Origin of the sequence: Luteolibacter rhizosphaerae (genome assembly GCF_025950095.1) — a bacterium.
Classification (GTDB): domain Bacteria; phylum Verrucomicrobiota; class Verrucomicrobiia; order Verrucomicrobiales; family Akkermansiaceae; genus Haloferula; species Haloferula rhizosphaerae.
Window position 1 is genome coordinate 1 of the sequence record NZ_JAPDDR010000007.1, and the last position, 23,368, is coordinate 23,368.

At 62.4% G+C, this 23,368-nt stretch carries 16 protein-coding genes and 1 pseudogene; 6 read left to right on the plus strand and 11 right to left on the minus strand.

Annotated elements, in window-relative coordinates:
• The 3 genes and pseudogenes from OJ996_RS13980 to OJ996_RS13990 form a co-directional block, all read right to left on the minus strand.
• The coding region (locus OJ996_RS13980) for an RHS repeat domain-containing protein (protein WP_425605566.1) at positions 1-4,552 on the minus strand (4,552 nt) is incomplete at its 3' end.
• Positions 4,553-5,215: 663 nt separating this feature from the next.
• Positions 5,216-5,893 (minus strand): annotated as a pseudogene (locus tag OJ996_RS26575) (hypothetical protein); the annotation flags it as partial.
• Between the two features lie 44 nt (positions 5,894-5,937).
• Complete coding sequence (locus OJ996_RS13990) at positions 5,938-6,813, minus strand: hypothetical protein (RefSeq protein ID WP_264514231.1); 876 nt, start codon at positions 6,811-6,813, stop codon at positions 5,938-5,940.
• 513 nt (positions 6,814-7,326) lie between these two features.
• On the opposite strand from OJ996_RS13990, the gene OJ996_RS13995 reads away from it, so the two are divergent.
• The 4 genes from OJ996_RS13995 (at position 7,327) to OJ996_RS14010 (ending at position 14,482) form a co-directional block, all read left to right on the plus strand.
• Positions 7,327-8,367 carry an HD domain-containing protein gene (locus OJ996_RS13995; protein WP_264514232.1) on the plus strand — a complete coding sequence of 347 codons (1,041 nt, stop codon included), beginning with the start codon at positions 7,327-7,329 and terminating at the stop codon, positions 8,365-8,367.
• A gap of 113 nt (positions 8,368-8,480) precedes the next feature.
• Complete coding sequence (gene recO / locus OJ996_RS14000) at positions 8,481-9,059, plus strand: DNA repair protein RecO (RefSeq protein ID WP_264514233.1); 579 nt, start codon at positions 8,481-8,483, stop codon at positions 9,057-9,059.
• Positions 9,060-9,068: 9 nt separating this feature from the next.
• Entirely contained in the window at positions 9,069-9,974 is a 906-nt protein-coding gene (locus OJ996_RS14005) for a tetratricopeptide repeat protein (protein ID WP_264514234.1), read from the plus strand.
• A gap of 104 nt (positions 9,975-10,078) precedes the next feature.
• Positions 10,079-14,482: a cadherin domain-containing protein gene (locus tag OJ996_RS14010; RefSeq protein WP_264514235.1), complete on the plus strand. Its 4,404-nt coding sequence runs from the start codon at positions 10,079-10,081 to the stop codon at positions 14,480-14,482.
• On the opposite strand, the gene OJ996_RS14015 is transcribed toward OJ996_RS14010, so the two are convergent.
• The gene (locus OJ996_RS14015; RefSeq protein ID WP_264514236.1) at positions 14,457-15,230 is read right to left on the minus strand and encodes a hypothetical protein; all 774 of its coding nucleotides are present in this window, start codon (positions 15,228-15,230) and stop codon (positions 14,457-14,459) included. The genes OJ996_RS14010 and OJ996_RS14015 overlap by 26 nt on opposite strands.
• 122 nt (positions 15,231-15,352) lie before the next feature.
• On the opposite strand from OJ996_RS14015, the gene OJ996_RS14020 reads away from it, so the two are divergent.
• Positions 15,353-16,261, plus strand: a complete 909-nt coding sequence (locus OJ996_RS14020) for a cation diffusion facilitator family transporter (protein ID WP_264514237.1) — start codon at positions 15,353-15,355, stop codon at positions 16,259-16,261.
• On the opposite strand, the gene OJ996_RS14025 is transcribed toward OJ996_RS14020, so the two are convergent.
• On the minus strand, positions 16,258-16,911 hold the full coding sequence (locus tag OJ996_RS14025) for a dioxygenase family protein (protein ID WP_264514238.1): 654 nt from the start codon (positions 16,909-16,911) through the stop codon (positions 16,258-16,260). The two genes, OJ996_RS14020 and OJ996_RS14025, sit on opposite strands and share 4 nt — an antisense overlap.
• A 97-nt stretch (positions 16,912-17,008) precedes the next feature.
• Here OJ996_RS14025 and OJ996_RS14030 point away from each other — a divergent pair, with 97 nt between their 5' ends.
• The gene (locus tag OJ996_RS14030) at positions 17,009-17,509 is read left to right on the plus strand and encodes a very short patch repair endonuclease (RefSeq protein WP_264514239.1); all 501 of its coding nucleotides are present in this window, start codon (positions 17,009-17,011) and stop codon (positions 17,507-17,509) included.
• A gap of 16 nt (positions 17,510-17,525) precedes the next feature.
• On the opposite strand, the gene OJ996_RS14035 is transcribed toward OJ996_RS14030, so the two are convergent.
• The 6 genes from OJ996_RS14035 to OJ996_RS14060 form a co-directional block, all read right to left on the minus strand.
• On the minus strand, positions 17,526-17,783 hold the full coding sequence (locus OJ996_RS14035; RefSeq protein ID WP_264514240.1) for a hypothetical protein: 258 nt from the start codon (positions 17,781-17,783) through the stop codon (positions 17,526-17,528).
• An 81-nt stretch (positions 17,784-17,864) separates the two neighbouring features.
• The gene (locus tag OJ996_RS14040; RefSeq protein ID WP_264514241.1) at positions 17,865-18,638 is read right to left on the minus strand and encodes a rhomboid family intramembrane serine protease; all 774 of its coding nucleotides are present in this window, start codon (positions 18,636-18,638) and stop codon (positions 17,865-17,867) included.
• Positions 18,639-18,682: 44 nt separating this feature from the next.
• Positions 18,683-20,191: an esterase/lipase family protein gene (locus tag OJ996_RS14045; protein WP_264514242.1), complete on the minus strand. Its 1,509-nt coding sequence runs from the start codon at positions 20,189-20,191 to the stop codon at positions 18,683-18,685.
• 12 nt (positions 20,192-20,203) lie between these two features.
• Positions 20,204-20,803 (minus strand): NAD(P)H:quinone oxidoreductase, encoded by a 600-nt coding sequence (gene wrbA / locus OJ996_RS14050; protein ID WP_264514243.1) that lies wholly within the window; start codon positions 20,801-20,803, stop codon positions 20,204-20,206.
• Between the two features lie 107 nt (positions 20,804-20,910).
• The gene (locus OJ996_RS14055) at positions 20,911-22,842 is read right to left on the minus strand and encodes a monovalent cation:proton antiporter-2 (CPA2) family protein (RefSeq protein WP_264514244.1); all 1,932 of its coding nucleotides are present in this window, start codon (positions 22,840-22,842) and stop codon (positions 20,911-20,913) included.
• Complete coding sequence (locus OJ996_RS14060; protein ID WP_264514245.1) at positions 22,802-23,368, minus strand: NAD(P)H-dependent oxidoreductase; 567 nt, start codon at positions 23,366-23,368, stop codon at positions 22,802-22,804. The genes OJ996_RS14055 and OJ996_RS14060 overlap by 41 nt, the downstream gene beginning before the upstream one ends.

A 23,368-nucleotide genomic window follows, 5' to 3' on the forward strand; every position in this document is an offset into this window, starting at 1 on the left:
CCCGGTTGCCGTTCGCATCGTAGGTGAAGCTGTGGGTGACCGGCTGGCCGGAAGGCCCGTAAGCGCCGAGCTGGTTTGAATTCGCCCCGTTGTCGCCATCGCCGAACTGGTAATCCGTAACGGTCGCACCGATGGTCTTGCTCACCCGGTTGTCCGCGCGATCATAGCCGTAATCCGTGGCGACGGCCGCTCCCCCCGCGGGAGTGATGGTCTCGGTGTCGAGGCGGTTGGCGTGGTCGTAGGTGTTGACCACCACGCGGTCGTCCACGCCGCTCATGCTGTGGTGTTCCGCGCAGCGCAGCACGTTGCCGGCACCATCGTGGCTGAAGGGCCATCCGCCGACCGCCTGCGAATAGTCGAAGGACGAGACCACCGCGCCGGAGGAAGTCCGTTCGACCATGGACAAGGTGCGGCCGAGCCGGTCGCGGCCGGTGCTACTGGCGTTGCCGTTGGGCAGGGTCTTGCGGGTCACCAGTCCGCCACGGTCGTAGGCGTAGACCGTGGTCCGGCCGGACGGCGTCGCCGCGTCGGAGCGCTCCTCGCAGGTTTCAAGGCGGTTGAGAGCGTCGTAGGTGGAGACCAAGGTGGTGCCGGTGCGCCCGTAGGTCGTTTGCTTCCGGTTCCCGGCCTTGTCGTATTCCGGATGGGTGTGGGTGATGCCTGCCGATGTCTCGCTGGTGAGCCGGTCGAGCTTGTCATACACGGAGTAGACGGCGCGGATCGAACCGGGGTCGTTCGGGTAGGTAACAGCGAGCACCTTCCCGGCCTTGTCGTAGTCGAGGTGACGGTTGTCGGGATGGGTGGTCCCCATCGTGTCCGACCGGTAGATCACGTCCTCCAGGCGGTGGAGCTCGTCATAACCGTACTCGGTCCGATGGCCCTTTCCATCGACCCTGGCGGTCTGGACGAAAGAGTTGTATTCCGAGCTCTCCACCCTCTCCAACATCTTCCCGGGATCCCAGAGGGTTGCGGTCTTGCGGGAAAAACCATCGAAGGTGAAGGCGGTCTGGTGCTCCTCGCCATCGGTGACGCCGATGATGTTGCCCGAGTCGTCGTGGAGATAGGAAACCAGGATCGCAGTTGGATTGGCTCCGCGGTACGCAGCCGGGTCGAAGCCGCTCTCCGGCAAGGAAGCGGGGTTGCCGCTGTCGGGATCGGTGGCCGTGCCGATCAAACGTCCGAGATTGTCGTAGGAATTACGGGTAGTGTTGCCGTTGCCGTCCATCACGGAGCGAACCAGCCCGCCCTTGTCGTAGCTGGTGGCGACCGTGATGTCGTGCGTTCCCGGCGAGTCACGATCTGCCGATGGATTGCCCGTTTGGGGATTGGTGCGGACTTTCACCGGCCGGTTCGCCGGGTCGTGGAAGGTCCGGGTGGTCGAACCGCGGGGATCGGTGACCGCGATCGTATTGCCGGCATCGTCGTAAGCCACCGTGGTGGTCGGCCGGACATTGGCGATTGGTGAGTCGGGATCGGTGGAGTCGCTCACCGCTGCCTGGCGGGTGCGCCACTTGCGGTTGCGGAGGTCATGATCGAAGTCGGTCCGCCGGCCCAGCGGATCGATCACGGCGGAGACATTGCCGTTGTCGTCGTAGACCGTTTCGGTGACGGATGAACCGGCGGTGACCTGCCCGGTGACCGGATCGGGTTGGAAGACCTTCACCGGCCTGCCGGCACGGTCGTACTCCGTCCCGGTTTCCCGGAGAAGCGGGTCCACCGCCTTCCAGACCAAGCCGGTGCTCGTGTAGTGCTTCGTGCTGGCGAGCACGAGATCCGCATCGGCATTCCCGAATCCGTCGATGACTTCCGTTTCGCGCCCCAGCCCGTCGCGGGTGGTGAGGGTGACCTTGCCGAGTGAGTCGGTCACGGTGCTCACCAGCGACTCACGCCCTGAGGCATTCACCGTGCCATGGTCGAACTCCGTGGTCTTGGAAAAGCCCGGCTTGTACTCGGAAGTCGTCTCGACCGGACGATAGACATCGTCGTAGGTGGCGGAGTCGGTCAGCGTCGAGTCGGCTTGCCCGTACGTCATCGAAACCGCATGGTACCGCACCGTTTCGGTCGGTTTGAAGGGAGCGAGCAAGCCGCCTCCCGTGTTCTTCACGGTGCTGTAGGAGAATTCACCGCGGGTGATACCTCTGGAGGACTCGGCCAGCTCGGAGAGGTCCGCGAAGGTTCCGTCCGCCGATGCCGCCGGCACGCCGCCGAACACATGCTGCGGGCGATGGAGATGGTCCCGGAAGCTCACCGTGGCGAAACCACGCGGGTCGATCTCTTTCCGGAGCTGCCCGACATCGTCGTAAGCGAACTGCGTGACAATGTCGTCGTCGAGGTCGATCAGGTTATCCCCGTTGAGATCGCGCGCGGATTTGATCACCCGTCCCAAGCCGTCGCGCTCCATGAGCGTCGAGTGACCGTTCTCGTCGGTCTCGCGGATCTTGGCATTGTTGTCGTCGTAGCCGAAGGACTTGACGGTCGGGGTGGCGCTGTTGCTCGCGTAGGTCACGCTCCCCAAGCGGTTGCGCCCGTCGTAGTCGAAGCTGGTCTCGATGTTCTTGGGATCGAGCGTGGTCACCCGTTGGTTGTTGAGATCGTAAGTGTGAACCGTCACCAAGTCCTCGCCGGCGGGATCGACCCGCTCCTTCCAGACCCGGCCACGCGAGTCGTGAATGTATTCCACCACCAGATCCTGTTCCCAAGGCTTGCCGGAGAGATTGGCAAAAGCCTTCTTCGTCTTCCGGACCATGAATCCCGGGAACAGCCCGTCCGCCGCTTCCTCGTCGTAGTCGTAAGTCTCCTTCAGCAGCGGATTCCCGGCGGCATCCTCCACGCTCATGTCCCTGCGTCTCCCGAGATCGTCCACCGTGTATTGGGTCACCGTTCCGTGGATGTCGGTGAGGCGCTTCAGCATCCGGTGGTTTCCGTAAGCGTAGTCTTCGATCCGTCCCAAGGCATCGGTCTTCTTGCTCGGGTCCGCCCATTTCGTCAAAAAGCCGGGCTTGTTCGCCAGGGCAATGCGAGGGCCGGCGGGACGCTCCTCTTCAAAACCCCAAACCGTTTCATTTCCGCAGAAGTCCACCGTCTTTTTCAGGCTCAACCCGGAATCGGGATCGAACTCGAAGCTCTCGGACCCGAGGATGGCACCGCCCGGATTCTTGTATTGGAGGGTCATCTGGGTGTGGTAGATGAGCCATTGGGTGGAAACATTGGTCGTTCCCCCTATCTGGCTTGAATCCGTGTCGATGATCTCCCCGTGGGTCCCTCCGAAGGTGTAGGTATACTTCTTTCCTCCCGCGTCGGTGACCTCGGTTCCATTGCTCGCCGAAAAGGACGGGCCGTAGGTCGTCTGGGTGTCGGCGGTCTTGGCGAACGCGGACTGGATGCCCATGGCCGGCCAGGAGACGCCCGTCACTTGCCGTGGAATTCCGTATTGGACGCGTAAGGTTGCGAAGGGCTGGGGCTCCTTGTTGATGGTGGCCACATAGGTCCTGGCCCGCGCCGCAACCTCGGCGGGGACCGAATCCAGGTTGACGCTGATCGCATTGCGGCCGAGGGAATGGTCGAACCACTTTTTTGTGCGGTCGAAGCCGTAGGTGAAAACACGCCGCGCGTAACCGTCCCGCTGGATGGATTTCAGGTTCGCGTGCAGGTGCCGGGTCACTTTTGGCTCGGCGGTTTCAAACTCGGGATCGGCCAGCACCTCGTAGGTATAGGTCTCCTCGGCCCCGCCGGGAAACTCCACCCGCTCGAGTTCCTGATAGGGATACTGGTAGATGGTATCCGGAACCGAGACCGTACGGTTCGCGTAGTGGAATTTGGTGATGTTCTCCTCAGCGTCCTTGATCCACTCGACCCTTCGTCCGTTGCTGCTGCGCCCGATGGTCAACTTCTGATCCAGCCGGTCGACGGCTCGGATCTCCACGGGAATGAGCGAGAACGGATTGCTCCCGTAATCATACAGAACTTTGACGCCGAACCGGTCCTCCACTTCCTCCAATCGCCAGTAGCGGTGCCGTACCACGGTGGGCGATGGCTCCAGTCGGTCCGATGAATACAAGAACCAGGCGTCACAAGGGCGGTAGGTCAGCTTGTTGCCATACTTTTTCTCGAGGACGATGGAATCATCGTCTCTCGTCAGCTTGTTCAAGTAGGTTTTCTTGTCGGTGAGCGAAGACGGCCAAGGGAAGAACGTCGCCATGTTGTCCGCGGTGCCGAATCTCTGGGTCCGGCCGCTTTCGTCCACGACGTTGACGCTTGTCGGGCGGGTGGTGGTGGTACCGAGCGTCTCGACCGTTTCGATGTAGGCGCAGAGATTGGACGACCACGAGATTCCAAATGGGGAAGTGAGTTCCTCATGGGGCCGCAGACCGCTCCGGTTCGACCAGGTGGTTTCGCGCACCGATGCATTGGCCTCCAAGCGCAGGTCGCTGGCCGCGAGCGGGATCGAGGCGAACGAGGTGTCGTGGTGGAGACTCAGGTCGAAGGCATCCACATAGGATTCCTCCGCGGCCTCGTCGCTTTCGGCTTCCGCCTCGGGTTTGCTGTCCGGCACCGGTCGGCCGAAATGGGAAATCTTACGGAATCGCGGTCCCGTCGCGTCGCCACCCGAGTAGCTGGACGAATAGCTGGTCCGGGAGCATGGAATCGCATAGGCCCGGTGATTTCGCCAATTGTAGACAGGGTTGGTAGTTGAAAGGCTAAGTAGAGGCCGGATGAATGAATTCGGTATGTTGCTGACGATTAGGAAGCCATCTGCCGAAAAACTAATCGAGTGCTGGTAGTCGACCGAAGAGTCCGCCCAGTAATACATGGGATGTGCGACTCCGGCGACCCCCATGTGTTGCACTCGGATCTCGTAGATTTTCGAACCGTCTACCGTGATTCCTCCGGCGGGGGTGGTATATGGAAGCCTAACACGGAAAGGGCTTTCAGTATTATAAACGAATCCATAAGGAAGAGTGTCAATGTATTGTTCCGTGCCAATCCATACCCGCCAGGACTCTTGCTCCGTGTAGTATCGATCATTCACAAAATCCCATGAAAGGGAATCGGAAAGGGTGATATCCAAAACGGACTTTCCCGCCGTATCGAACGTGGTTCCCAGATCACCCATCGGTTGCATCGCCCCCTCCGGATCCACGGACACCCCATGAAGCGCTTCAAGATCGAACGGCCTTCTGTTGGAGTTCCGGGGATCTGTCCCGGCCACGGACTCGGCAAGGTCGGATATCCCGTCGCCGTCGCTGTCCCACAAGTCCAGCCTTGTTCCGGCTGCAAGCTCGGCGAGATCGGACAATCCGTCTCCGTCCGAGTCGGTCCCGGCGCTGTTGAACACCAGAGGATCGAATCCCGCAGCTTGGGTTTCGAAACCGTCGCCAAATTGATCGCCATCCGAGTCGTAGTAGGCGGGCTTGGTACCGGCTTGGTATTCTTCCAAATTTGTCAGCCCGTCATCATCCGAATCTCCCGCGGCATCATCGCTTTTGGGGTCGAGCCCGTTTGCAAGTTCCCAACCATCTCGCATCTCGTCATCATCCGAATCCTCGTCAAAAGGGTTGGTTTGGAACGATTCGAGTTCCTTCAAATTGCTTAGCCCGTCATTGTCGAGGTCCGCTGATTGGGCGTCCTCCAATGTGGTAATAGCGGGATCGTCGATGTAATTGAGCCGGACAAAAAACTTTTCCGATGTCGAAGAACATCCCCAGCTTTTCGGGCCCTCGCCAAATTCCACGAACGGCGCATAGTGCCAGGTATCAAGGTCAAGGGACCATTGGAAAAAGTAGGTGCGCCCCTCCACGCCCAGCCAGTCGGCGTTCCACGTCCCGCTCGATCCCGTCGTGAACGAGATCTGCGCTTGTGGCAGCGGATCGGCAGCGGCATTCCCGGCAAGCATAGCCGAGAGAATCGCTGCAATGGTTCGGGTCGAAGTGCAGCGTCTCACCGGGTGCCCTCCTCGATTTGGGGTTGTTGTGGACGCTCTCTGTTCCAGAACCGGATGGTCACGTCTTCGGGCCTGGGAGGATTGGCCAAAAGGAAGGCCTTCCTTTCGGCGCGGGCGCGCTCGCGGGCGTGATAGGCGGTTTCCATTTTCTCGCCTTCCTTGCGATACAACTCGTGAATCTGCTCGAGGGTATCCATTGCGGGACTCTCCGCGTCGCCTTCGACCACCTGGAAAGCCGGTCCGGCAGTCACGAGATCGGGAAGTTCGGCAATGGCGGGGGCTCCTTGGGCCATCCGCGAGGTGTTCATGTTGCCGATGCCCATGAGCAACCCGATATCCAGAAAACGTCCATCCGCTTCCTTCACCCGGTAACAACTGAAGCCCGAAAAGTGGTTGAAGTTCAGGTTCGACCACGCGGTGACCATCTTGTCGATCTTTCCATTGGGGTAGATCCGGAGCAAGGTGCGGTGCTTGTCGTAAACGGTTGCGGATAGGAACAGAAGCTCGCTGCCACGATAGTTTGCGCGAAGTTCTTCAAGCCTGGCAATGACCGCTGGATCATCAGGCGAAAGAGCCGGTAGTGGCGGCGGGGGATCGGTAAGCTTCGGATCCGCGACCATCTGGACGGTCACGTTGATGGTGCCTTGGATTGGAGGGAGCTCCGATGTTTCCGCTGCCTTTGTAACTTCTATCCGTGTGGTTCTTGAGCTAAGCACGGCGAACTCCACCGACTCCGCTTGCGGTTTGGGTTCCGATGCGGTTCCATCGGTGATCGGCTGGGGAAGCCCGACCTCCCATTTGGGCGTGCTTTCTTGAGCGTGTGCAGCAACGTACAGGCCGAGCAGAATCAAAGCGGGTGAGAGGAGCTTCATGGTGAAGGGATGCGAATGGCATGGGTGTCTCTACCGTTCGCTGAATCGAAGTGAACTGAGCCCTCGCTGGGGTTCGGACGCTGTTTGAGTTCGAGGTTTTGATATGTCAATTCCCCTACTGTGAAATCGAGGCGACAGTTTGCTGTCCGTGGGAAAGTTGTAGTCTGGCAGTGATGCGCGTGACCTCGCTTTTTCGCGCCAGGGAGAATGTTGGTCCGAGGGCGTAGCCCATAGGCCAAACACGACGATGAAAGCAAATGCTACACGAACGGAGTGAGGATCCGCATCCTACGGCAGGCCGATGGAGGAAAAAAGATCACCGACTCATGCCGCGAACACAATGTCCGGTTCTTTGTTCTTCAGGAACTTGCCCGAGTCGCCATACCTGCCGGCATCTCCACCGGATTCTCCCGTTTCATGCCAGCAAGCCTCCCCGCCGGAATCCGGATCAACAGACATTTCGTCACCTTCGCCCCCTTCGGGCGGCTTGCAGCGTGACACCCGAGCCGAGTCATGGATGCTGCCTCCGTGACCCTGCTGACCATTTCCTCCCTGAAGGAACAAGCCGGCGAGCAGCCGCTCGTCGCTTTTGTCCACTGCGAGCTGCAATCGCGCAGCCAGCGCCAGACCAAGGCGGGGAAGCCTTACCTCGTCCTGACCTTCGCGGACGCTACCGGCAGCTTCAATCTCAACGCCTGGTCGGACGCCCCGCTCTATGAGGCGGTCGCCAGCATCCCCGATGGCACGGTCCTCGGCCTGGACGCCCAGTGGACCCAGAACCAGTACGGCGTGAATGCCGCGAACCTCGCTTGGGAGCGCCTCAGCGGCGATGAGCTCGAGACCTTCTTCGCCGGCGATGCCGTCACCGCGGAGAAGCAGCGCCGCGATTGGGAGACCATCGTGAACTTCTGCGCCGGGATCCGCGATCCCCGCCTGCATGCGCTGACCAAGCACTTCATCACCGAGTTGGGAGCGAAGTTCCGCCGCGCGGCCGCGGCCCGGAAGAACCACCACGCCCGTCGAGGCGGACTCTCCGAGCACGTCGCGCAGATGATGCGCACCGCGGATCTCATCTGCGGTGCCTACCCCCAGCTCAACCGCGACCTCCTGCTAACCGGCGTCCTCTTCCACGACTGCGGCAAGCTCTGGGAAAACCAGTACCCGGAGCGCGGCTTCAGCCAGGCCTACACCCTCCATGGCGAGATGCTCGGCCACATCCCGCTCGGCATCGAACTGGTGAACAAGCTCTGGCGCGACGTGGCCGAATGGCCCGAGGCGAAGGACTGGCTCACCGTGGAACCTGCAAGCGAAACGGTACGCCTCCATCTCCTCCACCTCATCGCCAGCCACCACGGCGAGCTCGCCTTCGGGTCCCCAACGCTGCCGCGCACGCCGGAAGCCTTCGCCCTCCACTACATCGACAACCTCGATGCGAAGCTGGAGATGGTGAAGGACGCCTATGCTCAAGCCGGAGAGCTCGCAGAAGGCATCTACGAGAAGCAGTTCCCCCTGCCGGCCAATCTGGTCGATCCGCTCCCGGCCTTTGAAGGCTGAGGAAATTTTCGGACATTCTAGCAGCCCTTCCTTGCGGAGACCGCCTTTCTGCGCAACTTGGCGGGCAACGTAAGAAACCATCGGGCGAATGCCGGGTTTCCCCTTTCGCCACCATGGAGCACTGCCAAGGCACATTGATCCGGCTCACCAAGCTCACGGACACCAGTTGGATCGTCCACTGGTTCACCGCCGGGCACGGGCTGATCAAGACGGTGGCCAAGGGTGCCCGCAGCCCGAAGAGCCCCTTCGCCGGGAAGCTGGATCTCTTCTTCGACGCCGAGATCCATTGGTCCAAGGCCCGCAGCGGCGAGCTCCACGGGCTCCGCGAGGTGGCCGTCGCGGCCACCCGCGAGCCGATCCGAGGTAATTACAATGCAATGCTTTTGTCTGGCTATTGCTGTCGCCTGCTGGAACTCGCCGTCGAGCGGGATCATCCGGAGCCGGACCTCTTCGATCTTCTCCGCCGGGCCCTGAACCACATTTCGGAGAAGGGAGCCTCGGTCCGGGCAATGCAGCACTTCGAGCAGGAATTGGCTAAAAATCTGGGGATTGCCCGGGACCGACGCCCTGCCGCCCCCACCCTGAGGGAGGCCCTCGGCGGCCTGCCGCCCCAGCGCGCCCAGCTTCTCGAACGACTTTCACCACGCGCGGAATTCCCCGTTGCAGAATCCGAATCCGGTGATTTAAAGTAAATACAAGCCATGGACTCACCTACCACCACGCTCATCCATATCCTCCGCAACCGAGTCGACGAACTCGTTGCCGCAGGCGATCTCGACGAGGCTGTTCACGCCGCCACTGCCGCCGTTCTCAAGGCCCAGCAGACCCTGAGTAGCGACCTTGATAGCATCGACGAGTTCGCCAGTTCGCTCGAAGTCCGCGGCGACGTTTACCGTCTGCTCGGCCGCTTCGAGGAAGCCCGCGACGATTACAAGCAGGCGATCGACCAGCTCGACAACCGGCCCGACCGCTCCTTGCAGCTGGGCCGCTTGCACGCCGGTTACGGCTCGGTCCACGACCAGCTCGACCACCCGGAGCGCGCTGCCGAACTCTGGCAGGAAGCGGTCCGCTACTTCGAGCTTTCGGATCCGCCGGCCTCGCTCGATATCGCCTCGATGTCGAACAACCTCGCCGTGCTCAAGCGCAACTCCGGCGATATCGAAGGCGCGGAAGCCGAGTACCTGAAGGCACTCGAAATCCTGCACCGCGAGCTCGGCCCGGACCACGAGGAAACCGCAGCCGTCTGCAATAATATCGGCGCGCTCTATCAATCCGCCGGTCTGCATGAACAAGCCCGCGAGATGCATATGATGGCGCTCGAGGCCCGCCGCAAAAACTTCGGCGACAACCATCCGGACACCGCGCAGTCGCACAACAACCTCGCCTTGGCCCTGCTAGCCACCGGCGATAGCGCCTGGGCCCGCCGCCACTTCGAGAAAGCCGTCAGCGGCTTCGAAGCACTCGGCATCGAATACTCGTCCGATCTGGAAGCCGTCGCCGAGAACTTCTGTGCGGTGCTCCGCGCCGAGGGCGACGAAGCTCACGCGGAAGCCATCGCCGCCCGGGTTCCCGGCGGCCTGGCGATTCCCGAGCCGGAGCCGGCCTGACAAGCAGCTTAGCGCCCCCTGCGGGCTGACTTCTGACCAGGAGATTGGCCTTTGATCGCATAAGATCATCGGCTAATCTCCTGATTGGTTTTTGCCCATAACTTATGAACAGCCGCCCCCGGCGTGCCGGAGCATGGATTTGCTCCGCCCTCCTCCTCTCCGCTCTTTGGTTTTCCCTCCAAACCTCTCCGAATCCGGTCGTCTCCGGGGTCGCGCGGAAGGGATCTCCCGCTGCCCGTCCCGAAGGACTGGAAGCTCTCCCGACGCCATCGCAGCGCGGACCGTCGAAGTCGCTTGCCCGCGAGAATTCCCCAGCGCCCACCGCGGCGACTCCCCTTCCCGAGTGCGAGCACTGCAAGACCTCCCATTCGATTCCTGCCGCGAGCCTTCCCCTCGACCTCGATTTCGTCCGACGCCTCGCGGCACTGCCGGGTGACCTGAGTTTTCCCCTGCCCGACGGTCGGGAGGCCCGCGGCGTCATCGAAATGCGGGTGCCCGGCGCGGATGGAACGATCGATACGATTTCGGGCCGTCTGACTCATCCCGGAGCCGGCCGTTTCACCTTCACGCGCGAGCGTTTGGAAGGGGTCTTCTTCCCGCTTTCCGGCACCGTCGAGATCCTTGCCTGTGATACCGCCTACCGCGTCGAAACCCGGGAGGGGCAGCCGGAACTCGTCGCCCTTCCCGCCGATGCCGTGGTGTGCCGGGGCATGGCGGCCGATGAAGGCGGTGATGTGGAGGAACTGCCCTCCGATCATCCCACCAATGTCCCGATTCCCGAGTATCAGAATGGCGTGATCCCGCTGCAGAGTCTCCCTGGTGCCGCGGCCGTGGCCTATCTCGATTTCGATGGCGAGGAAGGGCCGCACGTCTCTTGGGGAAACTTCGATGCTCTTTCCTACAATTTCAGCAATTCCAAGATCCGGGGTATTTGGCTGAGGGTTTCGGAGGATCTCGCTCCCTTCAATATCAACGTCACCACCGATCTGGCTGTTTATCTCGCGGCTCCGATCAATAGCCGCCAGCGTTGCATCATCACCCCCACACGGAATGCCGCTCCCAGCGCAGGGGGAGTGGCCTACATCGGATCCTTCAATAACTCGGCAGAGGTCTCCTGCTGGGTCTATAACAGCGGGGACAAAGCCTGCGCGGAGACCGTGTCCCACGAACTCGGGCACACCTTCTTCCTCCGCCACGATGGCAGGTCCTCTCCTGCTGAAACCTACTATGATGGGCATGGGGGCACCGGTCCCGTGTCCTGGGGACCGATTATGGGATCCGCTTTTGATCCGAACCTCACCCAATGGTCGAAGGGCGAGTATGCCGGTGCCAACAACTTCGAAGACGATCTCTCCATCATCGTCGGCTCTAACAATTCCGTAGACTATCGTGCGGACGACACGGGTGCGACCCATGCCACGGCCCGCTATCTGGAGATCCAAGGCTCCACGAACACCGTTTCCGGCCAAGGGTTGATCGAAACCAATACCGACTCCGATGCCTTCCGCTTCCGCACGAGCGCAACGGGGAACACCAGCATCACGGTCAAGCCCGTCGCGGCGAATCCGAATCTGGATCTCCTAGCGGAAATCGTGACCGCCACAGGCACCGTCTTGGCCAGCGCGAATCTGCCCACGGCCGTAGAGGCCACTGTCACGGCCAGCGCCCTTCCCGCGGGGGAATACATCCTCCGCGTCTCCGGAGTGGGGATGGGTGATCCCCTCGTTACAGGCTACACCAAGTACGGTTCGCTGGGTGCCTACTCCATGACCGGCTCCGTCGGCAGTGCCGTGAAACCGGATCGCTTCACCTTGGCCGAAACCGCTCCGGCCGGGACCGTGGTTGGAAGCGTGACGCCTTTGCTTTCCCACGGCACGAACCCGCTTCAATTCACGATAGCCTCGGGGAATACGAGCGGGGCCTTCGCGCTGAATTCCATCACGGGCCAACTCACGCTCGCCACACCTTCCGCAATCAATTTCGAAACCCTGTCCACCACATGGGAGACGCCAGCTTGGTTCGAAATGTTTGTAAACGTGCAGGACCTCACGAACTCCGCGCTCAGCGAGGTGCTACGGGTGGTGGTGCATATCACCAATGTCAATGAACCGCCGCTCATCACCGGTGGTTCTGTCGTGATTCCGGAGCGGCTCATGAGCGGGGCGCAAGTCTTCCGCGTGACCGGCACGGATCCGGATCGCTTCGACCGGATTGCATCCTATCAGATCATCTCCGGGAACACGGGGAACGTCTTTGCGATTTCTTCAGAAGGGGTGGTCACGACCACGGTGCCTCCGCTCATTACGGGTGGCGGCACTTACACGCTCACGGTGAGAGCGCAGGATGCAGGCAGCCCTGTGAGCACGGCTACCACCACGGTCACGGTGCAATTGCTGGCGACTCCGGCAGGCACGCAGCCCGGCGGGGCGCGGCGCACGCTCTACGACAATCTCAGCGGCAACACCCTCACGAGCTTGACGGGGAGCACACGCTTTCCGCTCGAGCCGGATCGCGAGATCTTCCTCACCTCGATGGCGGACAGCGGACAAGGGGTGAACCTCGGCAGTGCTACCCGGGCCTTCCTGATCGTCCCCCAGACCGGCACCTACAACTTCTGGATCGGCGGCGACGATGCCTGCCAGCTCCTCTTCGCGGCGAACGGCAATCCCGCCAGCGCGGCGCCCATTGCCAACACCACGACCTCCACGGGCCAATTCCAATGGGACATCTCCACCTCCCAAAAATCCGCCGATATCCCGCTGACGGCGGGGCAGATCTGCTACATCGAGGCGCGTCACAAGCAGGGCAGCAACACGGAGAGCTTCTCGGTCGCTTGGAGCGCCAAGTCCGGAGCACAAACCCTGATCGCCCGGGAGGTGATCCCCGGCACCTATCTGGCGCCGCATAGCATGAACTATCGCCCGAAGCTGGTTCCCGGAACGCTCACGCTCTTCCAGAATGCGGCACCCGGAAACAGCTTCGGATTCGCCGCTGCGGACGACAGCCTGAACCCCGGACAGACCGCCTCCTTCGCCATCACCGGCGGGAACAGCGCCGGGCTTTTCGCGATCCGAGCCTCGGACGGGTGTCTCACGGTGGAGAATCCCGCGCAGATCAATCCGACTGCCTCCTATCAGCTTCAGATCAGCGTTACCGACAACGGGTCACCGCCACGCACGGGGAGTGGAAATCTGAATATCTCCTTCCGCTCGCCGGGGCCGCTCCTGTCTTCACTGAATGTGCAGGCCACGCCACCTGCCAGCGCCACGACCTCCGGCTCCGGCGTCTATCTGCTGGGTACGGAAGTTCCGATCTCCGCCAGTCCGGCAGGAGGAGCGCCACCTTTCCAAGGCTGGAGCGGCACCGGAATCGACAGCCCTTCCTCGCTCGCCACGGACGTGGTGATCGACACCAAGCCGCTTGGAATCGCCGGAGCGAACTTCACCTCCATGAGCCTAACGGACGGAACCGCCGCGCTGGCTCCTGTGGCAGCTTCCAGCGATCTCACATGGTCGCTCCTCGGGAGTACCTCGAACATGGATATCGTGAACTCCACGATCATCGGCGGGGGCGAGGGATTGCGGATCGATGGCGTGAGCGGAAATAACCGCGGTCTGCTCGGCGCGATGGCTTCTCCCGTGACTCTGGCCGTGGGCGAGACTCTTTCCTTGAGCATCGACGGTCACTATCACGAGACGCCCACGAACGCTGCGAACGCGCTGTTGGTGGGATTCACTTCCGCCGCGTCCGCAGACCGGGACAAGACGCTTTCCGTGCGTTTCGGCACCGGCACCACGGCGGGATTCTCCCTTGCCCGTGACATTTCCCCGACCGACCTCTCGCCCGGGACCGGCTCGGTGGGGCTGCTCGCCGCGACAGCCTCCGGACCGGCGATTTCCCCGGTGAGCACGGCCCCGTTCACCATCGTGATGTCGATCAATCGCACGAGCGAGAATTTGTACACGATCTCCGCTGCGATCGGGAGCTCCATGCTGACCACCGCGCCCTTGGCGCTGGGATGGCCGCCGGTTTACGACAGCATTTACATCCGCAATAACGGCATCAACTCGGACTTCACGATCGACAACGTGTTGGTGAGCCGCAGTGCGGCCAAGACGGTGATTGCTTCCTTCCAAGCGCCGGATCCCTATTCGGCTTGGGTTGCGGGCTATCCCCTTGCGGGTGCCGCTGCCGAGAAGAATGCGGACCCCGATGGTGACGGATTCCCGAATGTCGCCGAGATGCATCTCGGCTTCAGCCCCGCGGATGCCGGCTCGCGCCTGAAGCTCACGCTCGGAGGGATCCAAGGATCGAACGTGAACCTCGTGGCGAACCGTCTGGTCACTGTAGGAACCTTCACCCTGCAGTGGAGCGACTCGCTGAGCGGAACATGGCCGGGATCGCAGGTTATCACGGTCGCCGCGGATGGATGGAACATCCCGATTCCCGCCAGCGCGTCGGGAGCGAGACGTTTCTACCGGCTCACCTACGCGCCGCCGACGCCGTAGCCGGGCCCTCGCCCATCACCTTGATCTTCTTCCCGGCCAGCCAAGCCCGGAGGAGATCGGGGTCGGAGCTCAACAACCCCTGCACGCGGTAATTCGAGCGGCGTAGTACTTCCGCATCCGTCTCGCTTTCGTTCACCACGCACCATGGTCGGGAGCCGGATGAGTGGATGAAGCGGAAGCCATCCCTGCCGGTGACGAGGAAGGCCACGTGACTGTCGAGGCCCACGATGCGGATGCCCGGTTCAGCCGTGCGCATCTCCGCGGCCCATGTTTCGTAAGGAATGCCAACCTTCACCTCCATTGCCTCGCGCGGTACGAAGCTCCGGAGGATATTCTGCGAAGGCTGCTGCGCCAGCTTGTAGCGATCCACCTGGAAGCCGGCATCGCGTAGTACGGTGGCCACGAAGTAGCCGCAGGCAATCCTACCTTGGCCGGGACCTTCGGCGGTTCCATGGAAGTCCCACGGCGTGCCGAGCCAGCAGTCCATCATCTCCGGCAGCACGGTTTCGAGAAAGCTTCTCGTCTCCTTCAACACGGCTTTCTTTTCCGCAGTGGTCTGCGCTTTCGCATGACGTCGGGCCAGATCCTTGCGCCAGCGGGCGGCTTCTTCCTTGAGGGTCCGGTAGCGCGCGATGTCGGGCTTGGGGATCTGCATGGCGGCGGGCATGACCGCCACCCTAGCTTCACGCCACAGCGGAGCGAGCTGCACCCGGAAATGCCAGCAGACCGCGCAAAGAATTGCAGCCAAGGCTAAGATTGTTAGGGCAAGGCGCTTCACTCGAAGTGAGTGGATTCAATCACTTGCAAGGCCGCATGCGAAGACGATTTTCCCAGGGTTGCCAAGAGGAGGGGAATTCACACGCTTTCCCCGTGAGCGGGAGCTTGTCGGAAGATCAATCGAAGGTGATGAGCCTGTCGCTGTGGATCGCCGTGGCCCTTTTGATCGTGAAGGTCACCGCCGCCGCCATCACCGGTTCATCCGCGATCTATTCGGATGCCGCGGAGTCGGTGACCCACGTGCTCGCGGTCGCCTTCGCCGCGTGGGCGCTGCGGCTTTCGCACAAGCCCTCCGACGACACCCACCACTTCGGCCATGACAAGGTGGCCTTCCTTTCCTCCGGCTTCGAGGGCGCGATGATCAGCGCTGCGGCGCTCCTGATCGTTTACGAAGCCGGACGCCAGGCATTGGTCGGTGCGGAGATCTCCAGCATGGGGCTGGGGATGATCCTGACCGCCGCCGCAGCCGTCGTGAATCTGGTGCTGGGCAGTGCTTTGCTCCGTGTCGGCAAGAAGAGGAATTCCGCCGTGCTGCGGGCGAACGGCCATCACGTTCTGGCGGATGTCTGGACCAGCGGCGCCGTGCTCATCGCGCTCGCGCTGATTCAATTCACCGGCTGGAAATGGTGGGACCCGATCTTTGCCACCCTAGCCGCGGCCAAGCTGCTCTGGACCGGAGCCAAGCTCATGCGGGAGAGCTTCGGAGGACTCATGGATGAAGCCGACCTGAGGGTGGAGAAGGAGCTCCGCGATTGTCTGGATGCCGAGTGCGCTGAGGCGGGCTTGTCCTATCACAATCTCCGGCACCGTCATTCGGGTCGCACTCACTGGGTGGAGTTTCACCTGGTGTTTCCGGATCAAGCCGGGCTGCAGGAGGCGCATGAGGTTGCCACTCTCATGGAGGGTAAGATCGCGGCCTTGCTCGGCCCGGATGTCCGGGTCATCTCTCACCTCGAGCCGCGTTCCGCGGAGCATCAGGTGTATGATTGGGAAGTCCGCTAGGCCTGCGGGGTGTAGCCCATCACGATATCGAACCGCGCCGCGAGTTCTCCCGTCGTCACGCCGGTCAGCGGGGCGAAATCCACGATCACCGAGGCGCGCTGCTTCTCATCCTTGATCGCGCGGATCACCCCGTCCTTCTCGTTCTGGGGCTCGCCCTTGATGTAGCACTGGGTCGTCCACCTCTCGTGGCCCTTCATCTTCACCGCGAAGTGGATGTGCGGCGTGCGGCCGGGATAGCGAACCGGCTTGATGGTGCGGAAGTAGTACTCGCCCGTGGAGCCGGTCATGAAGCGCCCGAAACCTTGGAAATTCGCGTCCCGCTTTTCGGCATCGCTGCTGCCCTTGTGAAGGTAGACGCCGTGGTGATCCACCTGCCAGATCTCGACCAGCGCATTGCGGATCGGGTTGCCCTTCACATCGGTTACTTTGCCGCTCAGGTGGGTAATGTTTCCCAGCGCCGGAGTCAGCCCGTCGTTCAGGATCACCAGATCATTGTCCGTATCCAGCGGCAGATCCACCGGATAGAAGGGTCCTTCGGTCTGGCGCGGCGTCAGCGTGAGCGCCTCGGCGAAAGCACCCGGCACCCAAAGTCCGGCGGCACCGAGGGTGAACCGCGACAGGAAGCGACGGCGGGAGGACAGGATATTCATGGCAGCATCCTGAATTGTGAGGAGCCGCAGCGCCAGAAATTCCCTTGTCTGCTTCTAACTCCTTGCCCCCGGCAGGCGGCTCCCCGCTACTTCCCACATGGCCGACATCTGGTCAGCGGCGAAACGTTCCGAGGTCATGTCCCGCATCCGTGGCGGCGACACCAAGCCGGAATTGCTGGTCCGCTCGATGCTCCACCGCCTCGGCTACCGCTTCACCATCCACGGCCCAAAAAACAAGTCCCTGCCCGGGCATCCCGATCTGGTGCTGCCGAAGTATCAGGTCGTCATCTTTGTCCACGGCTGCTTCTGGCACGGCCATGAACACTGCCCGGACTTCAAGATGCCGAAGTCCAAGACCGAGTGGTGGACTGCCAAGATCGAAGGCAACCGCGCCCGCGATGCCCGCGTGGAGTCCGAACTCCGCTCTCTCGGCTGGCACGTGGTGACGCTGTGGGCCTGCGCGGTGAAGACGAGGTCCGCGCGTGAATGGCTGGAGTCGCGCTTGCCGGTTTTAATCGGCAAGCCGCCTTCACCGGCGTCCGAGGTGAAGGACCTGAAGCCAAGGCTGTCTGCCAGAGTGGCGGAGGATCCGCTCTGAGAGCAGGACCCCAATCCTAAACGCCGATCAGTGCCACGATGAAGCGATGGTAGAGCAGCGCGAAGGCAACCATGCCTGTGATGCCGAGGCCGATGAGCCGGGACCAATGGCGGCAAAAGCCAAGGACCGCTCCCCATACCGCACCGGCAAGAGCTCCATCCATCAGGTAGGCGGTGGGACCGATGCCATCACCGATCACCAGGCGGGCGATGAGCTGGCTCGTGAAAGCACCGAAAGCGATGCAGATCACGATGAGCCCAATGAAGCGGGCCATCTTGCGTGATTTGGCATTCGTGCTTTGATCACGCATTTCACTCAGCTTGGGAAGCGAACCGGGGGACGGCAAGCCGCCGGGTCACCAATACCTCTTCACCCCCGGCTCGTCTTCGTAGATCCGCCGGAACACCGAGGGAGGTTCGTTGTTCTTCATCCCGAAGCGGGCGAAGAGGCCCATCACCACGCCTGCGACGAAGCCGCCGATGTGTGCTGCATAGGCGACCCCGCCCGTAGTCTGCTCGGTCTGAGCGATCGAGCCCGCGCCATTCACGAACTGCATGAAGGCCCACATGCCGATCACGAAGATCGCAGGCAGCGAGACGATGCGGAAGAAGAACACCGCATTCACCATGTTCCGCGGGAACAGCACCAGATAGGCACCGAGCACGCCCGAGATGGCACCGGAGGCACCCAGATTCGGGATCACGCCATTCGGATCGGTCGCGATCTGGGCGAAGGTCGCGACCACCCCGCTCAACAAGTAGAAGATCAGGAACTTCACCGCGCCGAAGCGGTGCTCCACGTTATCCCCGAAGATCCAAAGGTAGAGCATGTTTCCCCCGATGTGCGCCCATCCGCCATGCATGAACATGGCGGAGAGGATGGTCAGGTAGATCGGGCTGGGACCGGGCGCCTGCGGCAGTTGCAGGATCTCCCGCCCGCTTCGCACCAGCACCGGATCGACCAGATCCACCCCCTTCACGATCTCCAGCGGGATCACACTCCAGCCATAGGTGAAGGCAGGATCCATCAGTTGGACCAAGAACAAGGCCACGTTCGCCAAAAGCAGGCCGATGCTCACCCATGCGGGCTTCATCAGGTGCCGGTCGTCATCGCTAATGGGGAAGATCACCCGGCTAAGATCCCCACACCTGCCCTGCCGTCCAAGCCTTTCCTTCAGTGGTGCGGTGGCAATGCCAGGATCCGCTTGATCTCCTCCATCGCCTTCGGGTGATGGAAGGAGCCGTGACCGGAGGACACCGTCAGCACGGATTCCGCTCCCGGAATATCCGCGCTCGATGAGGAGACGAAAAGATCCCGCGAACCTTTGATCACATGGCTCGCGGTCGTCGGGACTACGGACAAGGTGCGAAAGATCTCCATCGAGCGCTGCTTCGGGGCCAGGCTCATCACGCTGTTCACGGTGCCCGCGGCGAGGTTTTCATACACCGGCTGCCACATCCCGGGGTTCTTCTTCTCGATCCGATCGAAGAAGTCATTGAAGCCGCGGCTCGGAGCCACCAGCAGTCTGCCGGTCCGGCCGACCCACGAGGCTGCCCATGTGCTGCCACCGAAGGGCACGGAGCAAAAGATCACCCGGTCCACGTGCGTCCGTGGCTTCCAGTAGAAAGCCTCTTTCATCGCCTCGCGCTCTTCGGCGGTCAGCTCCAGCTTATCGAAGGGCCGCGTGAAAATCGGATCCCAGAAGGCCTCGCGGGGATCCACCACCAGCGACTTCGTGAGCAAGCCGCCCATGCTGTGTGCGATCACCACCGTCCGTTGCATCGCCGGATCGCGTCCATCGGGATCGAGGAAAGCCCGCAGCTCATCAAGCTGCCTCCGCATCACCCGCGCCGAATAGAGTGGTGGCGCATTGGTGGGATAGAGATAGTGCCAGATCTGGTAGCGGGTCCGCACCGCCGGGTCCGACCACAGCTCATTGGTCAGTTCCGCCCATGCCAGCGGTGTGGAAAAGAGACCGTGCACCAGGATCAGCGGTGTCTTGTCCGGATCGTAGGCCTCCATCAAAGAGAAGCCGGCTTCGCGCCCCGTCTGCTGACGCAGCACCGAAGTCAGGCCCGTGGTCGCCAGCGAACGTGTCTCTGCCAATAGCCCGGCCCATGGCACGGTGAAGTCGGCAGCCAAATGCTCCCGCTTGCCCGCGATCACCACGGACTCCGTTTGGAGGCGATCATAGAGACGGATCTCTACCTCGCGCTTCCCCTGCCGCATCGCTCCGGGAATCGCCACCGCTGTCACCGCGCGGTTGATCGCTTCCGGGGGATACCATTTCTCAATCGCCTCCCGCCGATGGTTGTCACGGTGCCCGATCAGCGGCACGCCGATCCCTGCTTCCCGCTGCGGTTCCAGCCCCACCGGTTCATAGCGCGAGGCACGCTCCATCCGGTCGAAGTATCCCGGTGCATAGCCTCCATCGACCTTGTTCCGGAAGCGCACGCGATACCCGCCGATTTCCTGGTCCTTGGCTCCGGCCCCGTGAGCCTGCTCGATCCAGTTGCCTAGCGCTTTTGCTGCGGCCGGATCGCTAGCCCCGCCGAAGGCCCGTTCCAGATCGCTCGGCGCGGGTTCCGGACTACGCCTTTCCCGCACGCGTTCCAGCCTCGCCGGAGCGCATGCCGCCACGACGAGGCCGATAGCCAGAACCCATGCCGCGAGTCTGCTCACGACGCCATCAAATCACTTGTTCAACTGCGCGGCGATTCCCGCGACGTGCTTCCCTTGGAAGCGCGCCAGCGAGAGCTCCTTCTCGCTCGGCTGGCGCGAACCGTCCGCTCCCGCGATGGTTGCCGCGCCATAGGGGCTGCCGCCGCGAACCTCGCTGATATCGGTCAGCTCCGGGGCCGCATAGGGCAAGCCCACGTAAATCATGCCGTGGTGCAGAAGCGTGGGAATGAAAGTCAGGATGGTCGATTCATTGCCACCACCGGTGCCGGTGCTGGCGAAAACGCTGCCCACCTTGCCGACCAGAGCGCCCTTCATCCAGAGCTGGCCGGTCTGGTCGAGGAAGTTCCGCATCTGTGCGGCCATGTTCCCGAAGCGTGTCGGTGTTCCAAAGATGATTGCGTCGTAGTCCGCCAGTTCGCTTGGCTCAGCCACCGGGGCGGCTTGGTCGAGCTTCGCACCATATTTCTTGGCGATGTCCTCCGGCATCGTTTCAGGCACCCGCTTGACGGTGACTTCCACGCCATCGACAGAGCGTGCGCCTTCCGCGATCGCCCCTGCCATGGTTTCGATGTGGCCGTAGGTGGAGTAGTAGAGAACGAGGACCTTGGTCATGGTAATGAGGTATTGGGGTAACGGCTCTCATCGTGACCGAATCCCGCGGATCCGGGAAATATCATCTCGCTGGGCTCAGCATGCGCAACCGGCATGCTGGGCAGGGCTCAGCGGTCGGTGCTGGGGGGCACCCAGCCGTCTTCGGAGGGCTCGCGGTCCAGCGGATCGGCGCGCATGACCGTATCGAAGATCGCCTGCGAATCCCGCGCAGCGTTCAGGAAGGTGACCCGGTTGTTGCGGTGCTTGGCCAGCTCCCGCACGAACTTCTCGTCCGCCTTGCGGTAGAGCTTCGCCGCGCGGTGGGCGGAGTAGGCCGGCATGCCCAGCGATCGCAGCACGTCCGTGCCCATCCGCAGGGAGGAATCGAGGGTTTCACGGTAGATGCGCTCTTCCCCGGCATCGATGAACTCATAGGCTTCCCGGCGGCTGTGCGCCCGCAGGAAGATCTGTAGGTGGGGGAAGTGCTTGCGGGCCGTCTCCACGATCCGCATCGCCAGTTCGGGGTCGCGCAGCGCGATCACCAGGATCTTCGCCCGGGCAGCACCTGCCGTTAGCAGCAGATCGGGTCGACCGGCATCGCCGTAGTAAACTTTGAAACCGATCTGGCGCAGCGTCTCGACCTGATCCGAGTCATTGTCGAGCACGGTGCACTCGATTCCTTGGGTATGCAGCAACCGACCCACCGCGTGGCCGAAGCGGCCGTAACCGCAGATGATCACCGGCGCACCCAGATCCTCCACGTCGCTCTCCCGCTCCGGCTTGTCCTTCGGTTTGCCCCGCTCGCTGAAGCGATGGCTGGCCATGATCAGCAGCGGCGTCACCGCCATGGTCAGCGCCACCACAGCTACCAAGGTCCGGGAGACTTCTTCCGGGAAAACTGCGGCACCCGCGGCCAAGGTGATCAGCACGAAGGCGAACTCGCCCCCGGCCGCCAGGGCCGAGGAGAAAATCATCGCCGATCCGCAAGGCGCACCGCGCAACCACGAGAGCGCGAAGAGCACGCCGCCCTTCACCAGCAGTAGCGCCGCCGCCCCGCCGAAGACCAAACCCATGTTGTTCGCGATGTGCCCGAAATCGATCCCGGTCCCGACCCCGAGGAAGAACAAGCCGAGCAGCAGGCCCTTAAAGGGCTCGATGTCGCTTTCGAGCTCGTGCCGGTACTCGCTGTTCGCCAGCACCACACCTGCCATGAAAGTCCCCAGCGCTGCCGAGAGCCCCACCTTGGTCATCAGGAGCGCCACGCTGATCACGAGCAGCAGCGCTGCCGCGGTGAAAGCCTCGCGCTGACGGGTCTTCGCGATCGCCCGGAAGAAAGGCCGGACAGCGACGCGCGCCACCAGGACGATCAGGACCACCGCGCCGATGGTGATCAGCGGCTGTGCCCAGGTCGGCCAGCGATCGATCCATTCCGCTCCGCCATGGCCATGGCCGTGACCCTGTCCATTATCGCCCCCCGTATGCTTCGCCGCGAGCAGCGGCAGCAGCGCCATGATCGGAATCACCGCAAGGTCCTGAAACAGCAGCACCGCAAAGGAGCTCTGTCCCGCATCGGTCTTCATCAGGTTCCGCTCGCTCAGGCTCTGCAAGACGATCGCCGTGCTCGACATCGCGAGAATCAGCCCGATGGCCAGCGCAGGTTTCCAGCCACAGCCGAAGGCCATGGTCACTGCGCCCACCGCCACCGCCGAGAGCAGCACCTGCATGGTGCCCATCCCGAAGATCTGCTTCCGCATCTTCCACAGATGGGTCGGCTGCAGCTCGAGCCCCACGAGGAAGAGCATCATCACTACGCCGAACTCCGCGAAGTGAGTGATCTGCTCGCTCTCGCCGCCCACCCACTTCAGGCAGAAGGGCCCGATCAGGGCACCGGCGATCAGGTAGCCGAGCACGGCACCCATCCCCAGACGCTTCCCTACCAGCACGGCGATCAGGGCCGCGCTCAGATACATGAAGGCTTGCGTAAAAAAGCTCTCGAAGGCCACGGCGGTGGATGATGGGTCAGGAGGAGGGAGGAGCCAGCCACTGTGGCGCGCTGCCATCGCGCAGGGCTTCCAGCCAGGATTGGTAGCCGCGGGCGGCCTCGGCCAACGCCGCTTCGTCCAGATGGTTCACGCCGTGCACCGCGTAGGCCTCGGCATATCCCATGCCGCAGAGCCGGGCCGTCTGCTCGTAAGGGGCGAGCAGTTCGCGCACCGTGAAATGGTTGGGGCCTTCGCGACGGTAGGCGTTGACCGGTCCCCCGGCGGTGATCGCCTGTGCCAGGATCTTCCCGCGCAGCGCGTCTCCGCCCTCCCCGTAGGCCCAGCGGTACTCCAGCACCAGATCCAGCCACTCCTTGATCAGGGCCGGGCTGCTGTACCAGAAGAAGGGGTGCTGCAGCACCACTGCATCGTGCTTCTCGAGCAGTTGTTGCTCGTCGCGCACGTCGATCAGGAAGTCGGGATAGGTCTCGTAAAGATCATGAACGGTCACCCCCTCCGTCGTACTAGCCGCCCGCAACAGGGCGCGGTTCGCCCGCGACCGCTGGAAGGCCGGATGGGCGAAAATCACCAGGACCTGTCCCAT

Excerpts from the sequence above, each read along its gene's own strand:
- OJ996_RS14025 (WP_264514238.1), bottom strand. The coding sequence starts at position 16,911 with ATGAATATCCTGTCCTCCCGCCGTCGCTTCCTGTCGCGGTTCACCCTC.
- OJ996_RS13995 (WP_264514232.1), top strand. The coding sequence starts at position 7,327 with ATGGATGCTGCCTCCGTGACCCTGCTGACCATTTCCTCCCTGAAGGAA.
- OJ996_RS14055 (WP_264514244.1), bottom strand. The coding sequence starts at position 22,842 with ATGGCAGCGCGCCACAGTGGCTGGCTCCTCCCTCCTCCTGACCCATCA.
- OJ996_RS14010 (WP_264514235.1), top strand. The coding sequence starts at position 10,079 with ATGAACAGCCGCCCCCGGCGTGCCGGAGCATGGATTTGCTCCGCCCTC.
- OJ996_RS14030 (WP_264514239.1), top strand. The coding sequence starts at position 17,009 with ATGGCCGACATCTGGTCAGCGGCGAAACGTTCCGAGGTCATGTCCCGC.
- wrbA (WP_264514243.1), bottom strand. The coding sequence starts at position 20,803 with ATGACCAAGGTCCTCGTTCTCTACTACTCCACCTACGGCCACATCGAA.
- recO (WP_264514233.1), top strand. The coding sequence starts at position 8,481 with ATGGAGCACTGCCAAGGCACATTGATCCGGCTCACCAAGCTCACGGAC.
- OJ996_RS13990 (WP_264514231.1), bottom strand. The coding sequence starts at position 6,813 with ATGAAGCTCCTCTCACCCGCTTTGATTCTGCTCGGCCTGTACGTTGCT.
- OJ996_RS14005 (WP_264514234.1), top strand. The coding sequence starts at position 9,069 with ATGGACTCACCTACCACCACGCTCATCCATATCCTCCGCAACCGAGTC.
- OJ996_RS14060 (WP_264514245.1), bottom strand. The coding sequence starts at position 23,368 with ATGGGACAGGTCCTGGTGATTTTCGCCCATCCGGCCTTCCAGCGGTCG.
- OJ996_RS14035 (WP_264514240.1), bottom strand. The coding sequence starts at position 17,783 with ATGGCCCGCTTCATTGGGCTCATCGTGATCTGCATCGCTTTCGGTGCT.